The following is a 15,030-nucleotide window of genomic DNA, read 5'->3' as shown; positions in this document are numbered from 1 at the left end:
CGTCATTTAATGGAGGGCTAATTAATGGAAACAATCAAACTTAGAAAACTACAATTGAAAGATATTTTCCCTATGTCTCGCATCATCAAGAAAATTGGAATCAAAGAAATCATGAAGCAAGCAGCTGCAGCTCTCGATAAGAAGGACGAAGCAAGCGAGCGGTCAACCGAAGCCAAACAAATGCAGGCGGGTATGGAAATGCTTGCAGTGGTGCTTGAGAATATTCACCTTGCAGAGAAGGAAGTGACGGACTTTCTTGCGAGTTTGGCAGGTATGGAACCTGAGAAATTTGCAGAGCTTGATATTGAGCAGCTCGCCAGTGTCTTTGACCAATTTAAAAGGTTACCAGGTCTGCCAAGTTTTTTGAAGCAAGCAAGTCAATAGATGAAGTTGAAGTCATTGACTTGTTGCTTAAGCGATATGGACAGATCGATTATGTACTGAACATGGATGTTGAAGCGGGTATAGAGCAAATCAATAAGGTTTACGAGAAGGAAACCGAGCAACGCAGTTGGGAAATGTATCTTGCAAAGTTCCCGAACATGACGCAATCGGATTATGTCTCATTCGATGATTTCTATAAGCCCAAACGAACTGTAACGCCTCCTCCATCAAAGAAAACAAAGCAAGAGATATTAGATGATGCTGAGGCGATCCTTGCAGCTTTTCGAAAAGGCGGGTGATTGAGCGATGGAAATATTTCGTTTGTTTGGTACGATCCTCGTACAAAACAATGCAGACGAGGCACTGGATGACGTAGATACAAGGGGCCAGCGAGCTCAGGAACGTTTAGGTGAAGTCGGAAAAGCAGCAGGAGCGCTTGTGCTAGGTTTAGCAGCAATAGGCGCTGCTGCTGTTCTTGCATTAGGGGTTAAGTCGGTACAGGTAGCTGATGAATTTCGTAAGGCTATGAATGGTCTGGCAGCTGAAACAGGGCTCACAGCTGACGAAATGAAAGAGTACGAGGAAATAACCAAACGGATCTATAATCGGAATCTCGGTGAGAATTTTGAGGACATTGCCAAGTCGATGGCAAAGGTTAAGCAATTAACGGGTCAATCTGGAGAAGAGCTTGAAGATTTAACAGCGAATGCATTAATGCTGAGGGATACGTTCGAATTCGAAGTCGAGGGATCTGTACAGGCAGTAAACGCGCTTATGCAGAAGTTTGGAATAACGGCTGATCAAGCCTATACCCTTATTGCTCAAGGTGCACAGCAAGGCGCCAATGCTAATGGAGATTTAACAGAGGTATTGTTGGAATTTGCTCCTCACTTTGCGGCACTAGGATTCAGCGCTGAGCAGTTTACCGACATTCTGATTCAGGGCGCAAAAGACGGATCATTCCAAGTCGCGCTCGTCGGGGATGCGATTAAAGAGTTTACGATATTGAGCAAAGATGCTTCTGATAGCACCAGTGAAGCATTTAACTCATTAGGGCTGGATGCCCAAGGTATGGCAGATGCATTTGCTGGAGGGGGAGAGCAAGCACAGATTGCTTTCCAGCAAGTGATGACGAGTTTGACAGATTTGGAAGATCCAATAGTTCGGAATCAAATTGGTATAGCTCTGTTCGGATCTAAATTTGAGGACTTAGAAGCGGCGGGGATCTTAGCTTTAGGCAATGTGAAAAGCTATACCGACTCAACAGCAAGCACACTAGAGGACATCAACAAAATTAAGTATGATTCGTTCAGTGAAGCCATAAAAGGAATTGGCCGGATGTTCGAAACAGGCGTTATGATTCCCATTGGTGAACGAATACTCCCGAAGCTGTCCGAATTTGCCGAGTGGTTTACAAGTAAAATGCCTGAAATTGAAAGAATCACTTTAGCTGTAGCAGATGCCATAATAGAAGGATTTGAAAACTTCGCGAATGCCATCCAATGGGTCATTGATCATTTCAATATCTTATTGCCAGTGTTAGCTGGAGTAGCTTCAGCTATTGCTGCTCAAATGGCTATAGGTATGATTGTTAATATCTATAATGCTTGGAAGCTTGCAGCAGCCACTATGACAACGGCACAATGGCTGCTTAATGCTGCTATGCTGGCGAATCCGATTGGACTTATAGCTGCAGCTATTGGAGCTTTAATTGCAATTGGTGTCGCGCTATGGATGAATTGGGACAAGCTGTCTACGAAGATGAAGCTGTTTTTTGCTATTTTGTCGCCTGCCGTTGCAGTAATAGAGGGCATTATCTTCCTTTTTAAAAATTGGAGTCAGATAGGCGAGGGGCTAGCTACTTCATGGGAATGGCTTAAGGTTAAGGCTGCTGAGATCTTTGGGGCTATTGGTAATTTCTTTGTTGAGTGGGGACCGTTCATGCTTATGGCCTTAACAGGTCCAATTGGAATAGCCGTTGGTTTGATCATTAAATACTGGGACGAAGTCAAAGCATTTACGATGGGCGTATGGAATGCTATTTTAAGCTTTTTTACAAATGATGTACCAGCAGCCTTTAATCAATTCGTAAATTTCTTTGCTGAATTGCCTAGCAAGATCATTGGTTTTCTAAACGATTTGTTTATAGTCAAAATCCCTTATGCTGTTGGTTATGTCATTGGCTACATGATAGGCGCGATTTCAGAGGGTATTCCGAAGGTAATTCAGTATTTTAAAGAGCTGCCGGAAAAAGTGTGGACATGGCTGCTTAAGTTAATTACCGATGTGAATCAATGGCGTAGTGACTTGGTTGCTAGTGCTATACAGGCGGGTACGCAGTTTGTATCAAGCCTATTAAGCTTTTTCGCTCAGTTGCCTGATAAGGTTTGGACGTGGCTAGTAAATACCTTCAATCGTATTGTCCAGTGGCATGAGAATGCTGCCAAGGAAGCGAGCGATGCGGGTAAATCCATTATTGACGCTGTGATTAGTTTTATAAGCCAGTTGCCTCAAATGGTTTTGAATTGGTTAACGTCTGTTGTTGCTTCCATTATTTCTTTTGCTAAAAATGCTTATTCAGCTGCAGGAGAAGTTGGAAAGAACATCATAAACGGAATTGTTGATTTTATCAAAAGCATTCCTGCGAAGATTGATGAGTTCGTAGGTGGGATCGTTGACAAAGTGGTTGGCATTGCGTCAAAAGTTAAAGATGCTATATCAGGTATCTTTAAGAGTGGCAGTGATGGTATACAGGCGGGTGTCAAAGCTTCGGGATCAACTGCAACCATAACAATACCGGCGCATGTCGATGGCACGACGTTTGCACCAGGAGGCTTAACACTTGTAGGAGAAAAGGGTCCTGAGCTAGTAAACATGCCGCGAGGCAGCCAAGTATATAACGCTAACGAAACACAGGACATTCTTAGTAGCGGTGGAGGTGTAACGGTAATACACAATCACATTCACTTAGATAGCCGAGAGATATCATCCAGTGTTAGCCAACATCAAAATGAAGGCATAAGGACGAGGGGGAGAGCGCTTGGCAGTTTATAATGGAGGGTTTTCACTTCGACCTGTAGATGATCCCCTTGATGTACGAACGGCTCTGCAGCTAGGTATGCATATGACGAGGCAATCTAAGCGACCTGTGTTAGCTGGCACTGTTGGCAGTACATCATCCATTGCTGGGAGATATGGTGCGTTTTATTTCGGAGCCAAGCTTGCTCCTCTAGAATTTGGTTTAGATTGTGCCATGTTCATGAATGATCCCTTATCATTACAGGCTGCAGTTGATCGCTTAGCTGAGTTTCTGCTCGATGCAACTGGTTCTCCTCGTGAGCTCGAATTAGTTTTTGATATTAAGCCTGGTAAAAAATATCTAGTTTATTATTCGGGCTCACTTGATATTGGGCGTGTTGTTGGCTTCGGTCAGTTCACATTGCCGCTTGTTGCGTATGATCCTTTTAGTTATCAGACGGATCTATCGAATAGGTTATCGTGGGATGGTGAGGTTCTCTTGGACAATAATTTGATTACCTTCGATGATGGTTTTGAATTTGCGATTAAAGGACCTCAGACTGTAGAAGTTGTAAACTTTGGCGCACTGGAGATATGGCCAACTATTCAGATTGTTGGAAGCTTTACTTCGATTTCGATTGATGTCGGTGATCGAACTATCGTATACGGCGAGGCAGTTTCTGCCGGATCGGTCACGATTGATAACGAGCGCATGCAAGCAAGGCTCAGCTCAACCAATAAAAACAATAAAGTGTCTGGGCGCTGGATAAAGCTTGCTCCTGGACGTAATAGCGTGAAGATAGGCGGCACGGGGCTCAATTGCTCTGTGTCGTTTGTATTTGCAGCGAAATATACGTGAGGTGATACGATGGCTGATTTAATACCGGTGGGATCGACGCTGAGAGCTGGTAAAGATGCGATTAATGCGAAGATTGTGTCACTTGAAACGGTTGATGCTTCGCAGCAAAAGCAGATTAGCACTGAACAGCAAGAGCGTATTACAGCAGATAGTGCTCATGCGAATGCAACGGTAGCTCATACAGCTGAGCAGATCCGATTTGTTGAAGGGCAGAGCGTGAAGCAGAAGGTTGATGCTCAACAAGCTCAGATTAATAACATTATTGGTGGACCTGCATCGAGCGCAGCTGAGGTCATTGATGGTCGTTTGGGTGCAGATGGAACGGCAAGAACAACGATCGGGACGATGATCCGAGAGATCCACAGCAAGCAACTCGCGCAGAATGATCAATCTGCAACGGTCAAACGTGGGATTAATGTAATTAATACTTCTCAAGCCTCACCAGCTGAGATTAAAGTGCAGGGCAGGACGCTTGTAAATCTTTTAGGTAAAGATGGCGGATGTGAGAGTTTAGCCCCTTTCATAAATGTTCTCGGGACAAACACGCTGTCAGCAGCTCAATTTAAAAATGGATCTAATTCAATAAAGGTAGTATGCGATGGAGCTTCAAATTACGTATATAAAGATTATTCTGTTCCATTGGATGTTACTAAACAATATATTCTATCAGGATGGGTATACATTGAGTCTAATCAATCCGGCTATCCGACAATACGATTATATGATTTTGGTAGTACGCTAACCCCTAGAAGCGTTGCCACTGCTAACATTTCAATCATTGGTAGTTGGCAACACATATATGTCAAAATTCCAATAGCGAATAAAATAGAAGGAAATGGATTTAGGTTGGTTATAGGGGGAGTTTCATCCCCAACATTTACAGCCTACTTTGACAGTGTCCGTCTGTATGAGTTGTCTGAAGCCGATAATATAGCGATAGGTACAACTTACTTGACTGACGATGCAATAGATTCATTTATTCCTTATGTAGATGGAGTACAGCATTTGCAAGGAGCGTCGGTTCGGAAGATCGGGAAAAATATGTTACCTCCGTTTACAGAGTGGACAGTACATGCAAATGCAAAAGTGGTTGAACCATATAAATTACAATTAGAAGCAACTGCATCATGGCAAGCGACTGATATAGATATACCTGTTTCTCCTAATACAACATATACCCTCTCGGTTACAAGAATTGGCTCTGGGCAAATTGGTATGGCTACATTGAGTGCGAACAAAACTCAATTATCATCGTTGGGTTTTTCTCCTGTTGATTCATTTACTAAAACGACAGAACCTAATGCTGCTTATATTCGAGTTCGTTTTTCTAATGCTACTACTACAGGCTTATTCTCATTTATAAACCCATTACTAGAACTAGGCTCAGTAGTTAGTCAATTTATGGAACGTAACGATGATTACGCAAACTTTCCTCTACTTGCCAGCAATGTAGATCGAACGATTGCGGACAGTTTCGATACAGCTACAGGTCGAACATTAAGACGTTGGAAAACAGGCGTAGTTTTAGACGGATCGTTGACATGGCTTTTTCACTCTGACAACACAGGGAATAAGGTTGTGAAAGCAACACTGCCGACGGCATTAGCATCTTATAGAAGCGCCTTAACACAAAAGTTCAATGGAAGTATCATTTCACAAAATATTGGAGCATCATCAACTTTTGCTCCTGATAACCAAGTCTTAGATAATGCTAATCTTTTTTATATAGGAATTGGCGATGTGGAGAGCGGCTGGTCCGAAACGTTAAACCCGAACTCAAATGCAATCAAAGCCCTTATGAACGGATGGAAGGCGAGTGCCAATAGTGGTGGCGTTTATAGCAGTTGGGTATCCATTCTGACAGGAATTGCACCAATAACAAATACAGAAGCCTATTGTGCAGCAAATAAAGCACCTGGCTGGGTAGGGTGGGCAACAGTGAATTATGTGTTGGCGCAAATCTTTGAAGAATCGTTTTCAGGTGACATAGGAGCAATTGCTCTACAAACTGGTGGTAATCAATTAGAGCTTGTGGAAGGTGTGGTTGTTCGAGAAGCAGTGATTCCATCTTTAGATACGACGGCAAACGATAGATACTACATCAATGAAAAAGGTGTAGTCAGCTCAATAGTTGATAACCCTTTAAAATATAAAGTAGAAAAGATATTAATAGTTTATAGGAACGGTATTGAAGATAAGTTTTGGTATCCATACATTAATTCCAATCTTCAAAACGGTGCTGCAGTGAGGATTGAGAAAGCGAATTACGATCCAACTGCCGAATATACTGTTTCTTATCAAACGCTAGATAAATACTCGTATACATCAAATGTAATCGATGCTGCAGTACGTTTTAAGAGCAATCCGAAAATGGTACAAGATCAGTTAGTGCAAGACTTAGCCGAATTAGAGACACAGGGTGCAATTAATGTGCGTGCAATCGCAGAGCTTTATAAAAAAGTAAGAGCGTTAGGGGGCTAGGCCATGGATTTGGAAGCGATGCGTGAATGGTTGATATCAAAAGGGATTCCCGCAACTGAACTGGATGAAGTAGACGAGCCTCCTGTTATTCGTGACATCGGGGAGGCGCTTACGCTGTCTTTACAGAACGACGATATGATAGGCGTTGTTCTTGTTGAACTGATGATGCAAATTGCCGTGCTTGAAGAGAGAATATTCATTTTGGAGGGAGGAGGGGTTTAGCATGTTGACCTTTTATAAATTTAGAGTAGATAACGGCATGTTGCCGCTCTCTAAGGTTCCAGAACCGTATCAGGGACAGATGCGGAAGGATGGATATACGGATATTGATGAGGCAGGCGAGGATGAGTGACAGATAACATCATCGTGATTTATGACAAGCTTGAGACTGACTTTTCACATTTTGGTCTTGCTGTCATTCGAAAAACTATTGATCTAGGGCCGCGAATCTTTCAGCGAAGAAATGCTGATTATACCGTTGATTTTTCTGTGCCTTACACGGATGAAGCCGTTCCGTATCTAGCGGAGGAAAATATCGTTAAGGTATCAGGTCAACTGTTTATTATTAGGACTGTAAAAGAGAGTCGAGACACGGGCGGTAAATTACTAGCTACTGTTTTCGCTGAGCATATTTGCACAGAACTGCTCACCGAATATATACCGCTACTCCAGTACACGAATGCGTCAGCCGCTGCAATTTTGGATGGCATACTTGCTGGCACTCGGTTTACAGGAAATGCGCTCGCGGTCCCGACCTCTCATGATTGCACAGTAGAGCGGAACAGTGTGGTATGGGGACTGAATCATTTAATTGCCTTGTCCAAAGCAGAGATGCAGCGTGACAATTTCAATATCACGTTCAAACCGCAGATCGGTGCTGACAATGGCGTTAGGATTAGTTATCGCAAGAATCTAAGGAGCATAACGAGAACCAAAGAAAGCCGAGGTGTTATTACTCGGCTTTTTGTTTTTGGTAAAGATGGTATTACGCTGACACAACCAATAGATAGCCCAAATATTGGACTTTATCCGCGACCGAAATGTGGCGAGGTGACGTTTGATGAGGTTGAGGATTTGCAGGAGTTGCGAAAGAAAGGTGAAGCATATTTAGCCACTGTAGACACGCATTTGCTATCTTATGTCGCGGATGTGACTGAGCTAAAAGGTGTTAAAGGTTACGGGGAAAGCGAGTCTTTTGCCATTGGAGATACAGTTCATGTCGATGATGAAGATTTAAAAATCGAGGTAACGGCGCGCATCGTTGAATACGAGGAGTACCCCAATGCACCGGAACGCTCGCGCGTGGTTCTTGCTAACTTTCTACCCGACTTGATGGATACCCTAAATAAGATGCAAAACGCCACAAACACGATTGAACGGATAACAACAGGTGGTGGTCGCGTAAATACAAACTGGATAGACGGTAAGATAAACACGTTGAAAAATCAGCTTGTAGCATCGGGGGCATATGCTTCCGCAGAAGTGCGTCCGAATGAAGGGTTCTTGCTCGAAAATACCGACAGTAATAGTCCTGATTATGGCGCATTGTATTTGGGGCCTGGTATCTTTGCTATTGCTGCTGAAAAGGTTGGCGGCAATTGGAACTGGCGAACGTTTGGCAAGGGTACAGGGTTTACCGCTGATGTTATTAATGCCGGAATTCTTAATGCGAGTTTGATACGAATTAACTCCTCAACAACGTTTGAGCCTGGCTATGATCCAACTACGAAAGAAACGCCTGAATCTGCACAAGCCAAAGCTGATGCTGCACAAGCCGCCGCGGAAGCAGTAGCATTAGCAAAATCGCAGCTTGCTCAGTCAGAAGCAGAAGCTTATGCGGACGGTATTGTTACCGCAGAGGAACAAGCCCGAATGAATCAGGCAAAAGAGACGCTTGAAGCTGCCCAACGAGATGCAACAGAGAAATCTAATGCTGCAAAATTAGCAGCAATCACAGCAGCTGAGGCAGATGCTAAAGCTAAGGCAGATGCAGCACAAGCCGCTGCAGAAGCAGAGGCTTTAGCGCAAGCGAAACTTGTAAAAGAGCAAGTTGAAGCATATGCAGATGGAATTGTGACGGCAGAAGAACAAGCTCGCATAAATCAAGCAACCGAGAATCTGAGCAAGGCGAAGACAGATGCAACTACGAAAGCTAATGCAGCTGAAGAAGCTGCTAAGAAAGCTAGCGTGCTTAAAGGCGTTAAATATAAAAGTGTCTATACGGATGAAAATGGCTTCCATATAGATGGCCCAGATGGTGAAGTGATGCGTATGGGCGAATTTGCTCCTGGGCAGTTCGGTACTATCGCTTTTCATAAAGACGGTTCCACTACTGCGCTAACGCCAGATGGGCTAATCAGAAAAACAGCATCAGGAGATAAACCCTATAACTATTTGGTGGCTGCTGGAAGTGATTCGACCGGAGCAAACAATGCTTACTTCGTTAATGCGGAAGGAACGGCAAACGGCGATAGTATTCCAAATATCACTATAACTTTGCCTTCGGATTTCAAGGGCAAGGATTTCAAAGTGATTTTAGCTCTAAAGCGAGATTCTTTTTTCGCTCAAGAGCTTAAACAGACTCCAGGAGCGAGTCTTCGAGTTCTAAACTATGCTCCAGTCACAACTCAACTAGAAGTGGTTAATGTCGATAAGGTAAACGGCAAGTTTACTGTAAAAGGATTTGGATCGTTGTATCGATGGAACGTAATTTATGGGATATCGGGATCGACTGTAATACCAAATTATACAAACGTAACGCGGTATGATTACGCATTAGATTTTTCTTGGATTGCATTAGTATAATCCGCAGATGCGCTGCCATTTGTGTTCGAATTAAGTTTTATATATAAAGCTGCATGAGGGGGGCGAGAGCGGTGGATAGTGAAACAAAACAACTGAACGACACGATGGTAACCGTTCGATTAGAGCTAAGGGAACTGTCAACGAAAATGGACGGTATGCGTGATGTTTCTTTTCGAGTAGGAGAGATAGAGGACATAGCAAAAAAAGCCCTCGATAGCAGCAAAGCAGCCCACCATAGGTTGGATAAAATCGACCGTTTAACAAACTGGTTAGCTACTACAGTTATCGGAGCAATTATTTTAGCTCTTATTGGATTTGCTCTTAAAGGCGGATTCAACATTACAAACTAAGGAGTGTATTGATTATGGAATGGAATCCTATTTTTCAATTTATTGATCCTAAATTAATGATTGTCGTTGCTGTATGTTGGGTGCTCGGATATGTGCTTAAGCAAACACCGAAGGTTCCCAACTGGAGCATTGTTTATATTGTTACAGCTGCTTCTTTATGTCTTGCAGTGTGGTTGATTGGCTGGGGACCAGAGGCAGTCATTCAGGGTATATTGGCAGGTGCATTTTCGGTGTTTGGGCATCAATTAGTTAAACAGGCAAAAGAGAGGGCTGAGAGCGATGACGCAACTAAGTAGAGTGGATTTTATCACCAAGCTCGCACCAATCGTTAAGCAAGTTCGAGGAGAAGGTTCTCCAATGTTTCCGTCAGTTCGCCTTGCTCAAAACATTTTGGAGACAGGGTGCAAAATTCATCCTTGGAACAACCTTGGCGGCATCAAAGTTGGTGGAGGTAAGCCAAATGGGTATTGGAAAGGGCGCAGCATTAATAAAGGAACTTGGGAAGAATACGGCGGTCAGACGGTAAATATAACGGCAAGTTTCCGTGTTTACGATCAGCTATATGATTTTTATAAAGATCAGGATTTATTGTTTTTGTTACCTAGATATGATCGCGTCAGGACAGCTAAAACGCCAGAAGCACAGGCTGCAATGTTATACGCATGCGGATATGCTACGGATTCATCTTATGCCAGTAAGTTACTGACCCTGATTAAAGCAAATGATTTAACGAAATATGATGAGATCGAGGAGGACGAGAATATGCTGAAACTTACGGATGCGGAATGGGATGTACTGGCTGCAGCAGTTCAACGATTAATTGTAGAAAAGATTATTTCCGACAAATCATGGCTAGACAAAGTAAAGCAGAAGAAAATAACCATATCTGAGCTTACTTGGTTTAATACGATTGCGATTTCGCGCAAATAAAAACAAGCCCACTGACCTACAGGTCTGTGGGCTGTTATTTTATTAGAAGCATTTAGCCATCATAGCTTTATAAATTTTGTCATCCATTTCGATAAGACTTTTCTTTCCGTCTTTAAATTGAACTGCTACAACATGCGTTCCTTTACTTTTAGCAGATAGCCCAGCTAGAAGACCAACAGGACCTAGTAGAAAGCCCCCAACAAGACCTCTTCCAACAGCGCTTACTGCACTTTTTTGGTGAGACTCATTCATAACTTCGTAATCTTCAATAGTTGTTTTGTCCAACGGAATCGGACTAAACATTGCAGTTGATAACATTGCTTTGCCAAATGCTTGAGTAACCGGTTTTCCTAGATAGTCTCCTGCAATAACCTTATTTTTTGCTCCCATTTAATAAACCTCCATAATCTTATAAATGAATTCAGAATCAGTTCACACATTAAAATATTTTTTTGGTAATTTCAGTGTTAAAAACCCCAAGCGCTTGGGAATTTGGTTATTTAAATATTTTTTTAATCAATGCAAAAATATCAAATGTCGTGCGAGTGTATACTTTGTTATAAACGTATTTCTTCGGACTCCTTGCCCATCCCCATCCTCGTGGCATCTTCACACCTAACCGATGCACGACCTGTCTCTTAACGCTAGTCCTTGCGGATATTCTTTTCTTAAGACTAGGCATCCTCATTCCGAATTTCAAAGTATCAACCCCTCATATTGATATTTATATAATACCTTCAAATGGATATATGTGGTATATAAAAATTTAATCATATTAATTTAATACTGCTTGATTCTAGAACGTATGTTTGGTATATAATAAGAACAAACATTCGTATTGGAGTGATGGTCATGAATGACAAATACATTGGCCGGACAGTTCAGATTATCTATCATGACAGAAATCGAAAAATATCCTTTCGTACTATCCAGGTCCGCGCTGTAAAGGGTGGTAAAGTGAAAGCATTTTGCCTAACAGCGAATGCACCACGCATTTTTAATATTGAGAACATCATTGATGTGGAGTTGATAAAAGAACATGTTGGATGATGCTGCAAGAAAGGTATTGACTGTCATGTGGAACGTATACCGCAACGATCCTTCTAAAATCGATATAGCTGACCTAAGTAAAAAGACTCAACGAAGTGAGTCGCAAATTAAGGAAGCTATTAACAATCTAGTCAAGGAGGATTATGTACTTTGGGATAAAGAATCAAATACATTTCGAGTTCTATATAATCGAGAAGCTGCCAAACCTGTTAAATGGCGAGGTTGGAGTACATGATAAAAATCAATAGATTAGATCCGAACAGCAATAAAATGTGGTCGAGTAGCAGGATGATGTTACCTGAACATGTAGTGGCAATAAATCAATACAACAAGGCATTGGAGGAGAATGATGTGGCGAAGGGACCAAAGAGACCAACTCGAGATGAGTATCAATTAGAGGAGCTTGGAGAGAGATTGGTTGAAGCACAGCAGGAGGAAGCAGAACTTATAATCACAGTTTGGAATTGGGAAGAGAAAGCTCAAGGGAAAATTGTTGCAATGGATTCCCGTACTAAGACAATACATGTATCGAATCATGGTGAGGTTACAAAGATTCCGTTTCTCGATATCATGAAAGTGGAAAGCACAATATAATTGTTTCGATCTTGTTTAATCATTTACAATAGTTTGGGGCAAATTTGGGGCAACAGAATACTTTTAAATGACATTCGCTGAACGTTACTGACATACAGTATGGATGATATTGTAGTAAAAACGCTATATTAATAGGAAGAGATATTTCAGGAATAGGGTAATCCTCAGCCTTCCAAGCTAATAGCGTGGATTCGAGTCCATTCACCCGCTTAATCGAATTAGAGGCGAAAGAAACCTTGCGCAGCAAGGCTTCTTTTTTATCAATTGTTGAACAGGCGCTAAAGCAGCCTGTTCTTTTTATTAAACTAATGGGCAGAATAGTTGAAGAAGTAAGGTTCGCAATATAAACTAAATATGTATATAAATATGAAAGTATTGCTAGAAAAGAAACCTATACCTGGTCAATAATTAAGAGACAGGGAAACATTTTCTGGAAGGAATGAAAGGAAATTAATATGAGTAAATCAATGCAGCGGATTAATCAATTTAGAGATGAGCGAAACTGGCGGCAATTTCATAATGAAAAAGATCTGGCTATTTCCATCTCTTTAGAAGCAAATGAATTATTGGAATTATTTCAATGGAAAACAGCAGAGGAATCCAAGGAAAATCCTGAGCGACTTAAAGAAGAACTGGCAGATGTGCTGATTTACTCTTATATGATGGCCGATAATCTAGGATTTGATATTGATGAGATCATCGCTGAAAAATTGATTAAAAATGCCGAGAAATATCCAGTTCCAAAAAGCTTTGCTAAAAAAAAATATAATGATTTGAATGAGGTAGATTAAGCAATGGCTAAGTACAACTGTATAACATTAAAAGTGAAAAATGGAGAATTAGAAGGTTTCGATAAACTTCGCCAGCCTGAACAAAATATTCTTAGAAATGGCAATGTCATTTATATCTATAAAGGATCGAAGTCGAAAAAGATTTACATTGGACAAACGAAACAATTTACTGTGCGAAATAAGCAACACTACAATGGTCAAGAGGAAAAATTTAATATAGCAGATTTCGACCAAGTACTGATTCTTATTTCATCCTATTTCAACGGTTCAGCACTAGATGATGTCGAAAGCCAGCTGATAACTTACTTTATGGCCGACAATTCAAAATCTAGAAAGCAGCTGGTTCAATATGATAATGATGAGATTATTAATCGGACCAATGGCAACGGTGTTAATGACTACCGAGAACGAGAAAAGGTTGCTACAGAAGTCATTTTGCCTTTTTGGGAAAAAAAGCTATTCCCTAATGAATGGGTAAGCACACCTACATTAGAGAAGTTGCGCAACAAAGCATTGGTCAAATATAGCCCAATCAAAGAAATAACAAAACAGCAAATGGACTATCTTAAGGAGATTGAATCAAATCCTGATAAAAGCTTTGTGATTAATGGTGATGCAGGAACTGGTAAAACCGTGTTGCTGACTCATTTGGTCGCTAAGTTGTTGAGTGATAAACCTAATCAGCGAATAGCAGTCGTTTTGCAACCTAATTGGATTCAAACGGCAAATGATATCTTTAGAGTATATGGAATGAACAACAGTAACCTGAAGATTGCAACCTCGACACAGCTGATTAATGCTGATGAAAATTATGATGTTGTAATTGTTGACGAATCTCATAAGCTTTCCAGAAAATTTTCCAAGCAAATGGCATCCTTTAACAGTGTGTATAAAGGAAGATTTGCTCAGGATGAGAACCACTTGGAGGCTTTTAAAAAATTAGGTCGTCAAATTGTGTTAATGTATGACGTATTGCAAGCTATTCGCCCTGCCAATATAACACGTGCCCAATTTAATGAAGCAACTAAAGACTTTGTAAATAGATACTTAACAACGCAATTTAGAATCCAAGCTCCAGCAGGAAAGAATTATTCATCAGAAGACTTCGTAAATGGCATAAAATATCTTTTGTATAAGGATACTGGTCTATTAGAACAAACGAATTTTGACCCCGAATTTGACAGAGCAGTATTCCATGATAGTGATGCGGATGCTTATTTTGGATATTTTGAAACAGAACCTCTAAAGAATTTGATTGATTGGGTAGAAGAAGATAGAAATTTCAATCCTGAACATATAAACCGCGTGCTAGGTGGATTAGTTGAACCTTGGAAGCAGGCTGATGGCAAAGATCCGTCAATCACTCATTGGCATGAAGGAAATATCAAACGAAGATGGAATTCAACTCAAGAAAATTGGATTTATTCAGAGGATGTCGATGCTGAGGATCAGATTGGCTCCGTCTTTGCAGTTCAGGGAATCGATTTGAATAAAGTCGGTGTTTTAATCGGCAATGATCTTCAAGTCGACGTAAATGGCCGGTTATTTGGCAATCCAGAGAATTTTCATAATGTAAACGGCAAGTTCTCCAAAGACGATGAAAGCCCAGAAAATGCGCAAGAGTTTACCCTATTTGTGTTGAACATTTACTATATTCTGATGACTAGAGGGATTGACGGGATCCGGTTGGGATTCTGGAAAAATGTTGCATTTAAAAAGTATATGAAGGAAATATTGGAGATTAAATAAGAGACGTTGAAGGCAGCCC

The 15,030-nt window shown here is 41.3% G+C and carries 16 protein-coding genes; 14 read left to right on the top strand and 2 right to left on the bottom strand.

All coding sequences use genetic code 11. The features are described 5' to 3' along the window. The first annotated feature begins 24 nt into the window (after positions 1-24). From AC0YOD_RS26395 to AC0YOD_RS26345, 11 genes are all read left to right on the top strand, one after another. Positions 25-384 carry a hypothetical protein gene (locus tag AC0YOD_RS26395; protein ID WP_475802331.1) on the top strand — a complete coding sequence of 120 codons (360 nt, stop codon included), beginning with the start codon at positions 25-27 and terminating at the stop codon, positions 382-384. A 23-nt stretch (positions 385-407) separates the two neighbouring features. Continuing rightward, positions 408-683 (top strand): hypothetical protein, encoded by a 276-nt coding sequence (locus AC0YOD_RS26390; protein WP_475802330.1) that lies wholly within the window; start codon positions 408-410, stop codon positions 681-683. Positions 684-690: 7 nt separating this feature from the next. Next, a complete protein-coding gene (locus AC0YOD_RS26385; RefSeq protein WP_475802329.1) occupies positions 691-3,438 on the top strand; it encodes a phage tail tape measure protein in 2,748 nt (915 codons plus the stop codon). Beyond that, positions 3,425-4,261 (top strand): phage tail domain-containing protein, encoded by an 837-nt coding sequence (locus AC0YOD_RS26380; RefSeq protein ID WP_475802328.1) that lies wholly within the window; start codon positions 3,425-3,427, stop codon positions 4,259-4,261. The genes AC0YOD_RS26385 and AC0YOD_RS26380 overlap by 14 nt, the downstream gene beginning before the upstream one ends. Positions 4,262-4,270: 9 nt before the next feature. Next, complete coding sequence (locus tag AC0YOD_RS26375) at positions 4,271-6,742, top strand: hypothetical protein (RefSeq protein WP_475802327.1); 2,472 nt, start codon at positions 4,271-4,273, stop codon at positions 6,740-6,742. 3 nt (positions 6,743-6,745) lie between these two features. Next, positions 6,746-6,964, top strand: a complete 219-nt coding sequence (locus AC0YOD_RS26370) for a hypothetical protein (RefSeq protein ID WP_475802326.1) — start codon at positions 6,746-6,748, stop codon at positions 6,962-6,964. Position 6,965: 1 nt separating this feature from the next. Further along, positions 6,966-7,094, top strand: coding sequence for a hypothetical protein (locus tag AC0YOD_RS26365; protein WP_475802325.1), 129 nt, complete (start codon positions 6,966-6,968; stop codon positions 7,092-7,094). Further along, the gene (locus tag AC0YOD_RS26360) at positions 7,091-9,547 is read left to right on the top strand and encodes a phage tail spike protein (RefSeq protein WP_475802324.1); all 2,457 of its coding nucleotides are present in this window, start codon (positions 7,091-7,093) and stop codon (positions 9,545-9,547) included. Before AC0YOD_RS26365 ends, AC0YOD_RS26360 begins: the two co-directional genes overlap by 4 nt. A gap of 71 nt (positions 9,548-9,618) precedes the next feature. Next, positions 9,619-9,897 carry a hemolysin XhlA family protein gene (locus tag AC0YOD_RS26355; RefSeq protein ID WP_475802323.1) on the top strand — a complete coding sequence of 93 codons (279 nt, stop codon included), beginning with the start codon at positions 9,619-9,621 and terminating at the stop codon, positions 9,895-9,897. Between the two features lie 14 nt (positions 9,898-9,911). Beyond that, complete coding sequence (locus AC0YOD_RS26350; protein ID WP_475802322.1) at positions 9,912-10,193, top strand: phage holin family protein; 282 nt, start codon at positions 9,912-9,914, stop codon at positions 10,191-10,193. Beyond that, positions 10,177-10,827 (top strand): glycoside hydrolase family 73 protein, encoded by a 651-nt coding sequence (locus AC0YOD_RS26345; protein ID WP_475802321.1) that lies wholly within the window; start codon positions 10,177-10,179, stop codon positions 10,825-10,827. The genes AC0YOD_RS26350 and AC0YOD_RS26345 overlap by 17 nt, the downstream gene beginning before the upstream one ends. Before the next feature lie 42 nt (positions 10,828-10,869). On the opposite strand, the gene AC0YOD_RS26340 is transcribed toward AC0YOD_RS26345, so the two are convergent. Both AC0YOD_RS26340 and AC0YOD_RS26335 read right to left on the bottom strand, forming a co-directional pair. Further along, positions 10,870-11,217 carry a hypothetical protein gene (locus tag AC0YOD_RS26340; protein ID WP_475802320.1) on the bottom strand — a complete coding sequence of 116 codons (348 nt, stop codon included), beginning with the start codon at positions 11,215-11,217 and terminating at the stop codon, positions 10,870-10,872. 106 nt (positions 11,218-11,323) lie between these two features. After that, positions 11,324-11,527, bottom strand: coding sequence for a hypothetical protein (locus tag AC0YOD_RS26335; protein WP_475802319.1), 204 nt, complete (start codon positions 11,525-11,527; stop codon positions 11,324-11,326). 641 nt (positions 11,528-12,168) lie between these two features. Here AC0YOD_RS26335 and AC0YOD_RS26330 point away from each other — a divergent pair. From AC0YOD_RS26330 to AC0YOD_RS26320, 3 genes are all read left to right on the top strand, one after another. Continuing rightward, complete coding sequence (locus tag AC0YOD_RS26330) at positions 12,169-12,471, top strand: YolD-like family protein (protein ID WP_475802400.1); 303 nt, start codon at positions 12,169-12,171, stop codon at positions 12,469-12,471. 455 nt (positions 12,472-12,926) lie between these two features. Continuing rightward, the gene (locus AC0YOD_RS26325) at positions 12,927-13,262 is read left to right on the top strand and encodes a nucleotide pyrophosphohydrolase (RefSeq protein WP_475802318.1); all 336 of its coding nucleotides are present in this window, start codon (positions 12,927-12,929) and stop codon (positions 13,260-13,262) included. 3 nt (positions 13,263-13,265) lie between these two features. Continuing rightward, positions 13,266-15,011, top strand: coding sequence for a DNA/RNA helicase domain-containing protein (locus AC0YOD_RS26320; protein ID WP_475802317.1), 1,746 nt, complete (start codon positions 13,266-13,268; stop codon positions 15,009-15,011). Positions 15,012-15,030: the final 19 nt, after the last annotated feature.

This window comes from Paenibacillus sp. J31P13 (assembly GCF_056269295.1).
This window is presented reverse-complemented; position numbering and strand designations above follow the sequence as displayed.

Coding starts and splice junctions, on each gene's coding strand:
- AC0YOD_RS26395 (WP_475802331.1), top strand. CDS start 25: ATGGAAACAATCAAACTTAGAAAACTACAATTGAAAGATATTTTCCCT.
- AC0YOD_RS26385 (WP_475802329.1), top strand. CDS start 691: ATGGAAATATTTCGTTTGTTTGGTACGATCCTCGTACAAAACAATGCA.
- AC0YOD_RS26375 (WP_475802327.1), top strand. CDS start 4,271: ATGGCTGATTTAATACCGGTGGGATCGACGCTGAGAGCTGGTAAAGAT.
- AC0YOD_RS26370 (WP_475802326.1), top strand. CDS start 6,746: ATGGATTTGGAAGCGATGCGTGAATGGTTGATATCAAAAGGGATTCCC.
- AC0YOD_RS26365 (WP_475802325.1), top strand. CDS start 6,966: ATGTTGACCTTTTATAAATTTAGAGTAGATAACGGCATGTTGCCGCTC.
- AC0YOD_RS26350 (WP_475802322.1), top strand. CDS start 9,912: ATGGAATGGAATCCTATTTTTCAATTTATTGATCCTAAATTAATGATT.
- AC0YOD_RS26345 (WP_475802321.1), top strand. CDS start 10,177: ATGACGCAACTAAGTAGAGTGGATTTTATCACCAAGCTCGCACCAATC.
- AC0YOD_RS26340 (WP_475802320.1), bottom strand. CDS start 11,217: ATGGGAGCAAAAAATAAGGTTATTGCAGGAGACTATCTAGGAAAACCG.
- AC0YOD_RS26330 (WP_475802400.1), top strand. CDS start 12,169: ATGTTACCTGAACATGTAGTGGCAATAAATCAATACAACAAGGCATTG.
- AC0YOD_RS26325 (WP_475802318.1), top strand. CDS start 12,927: ATGAGTAAATCAATGCAGCGGATTAATCAATTTAGAGATGAGCGAAAC.
- AC0YOD_RS26320 (WP_475802317.1), top strand. CDS start 13,266: ATGGCTAAGTACAACTGTATAACATTAAAAGTGAAAAATGGAGAATTA.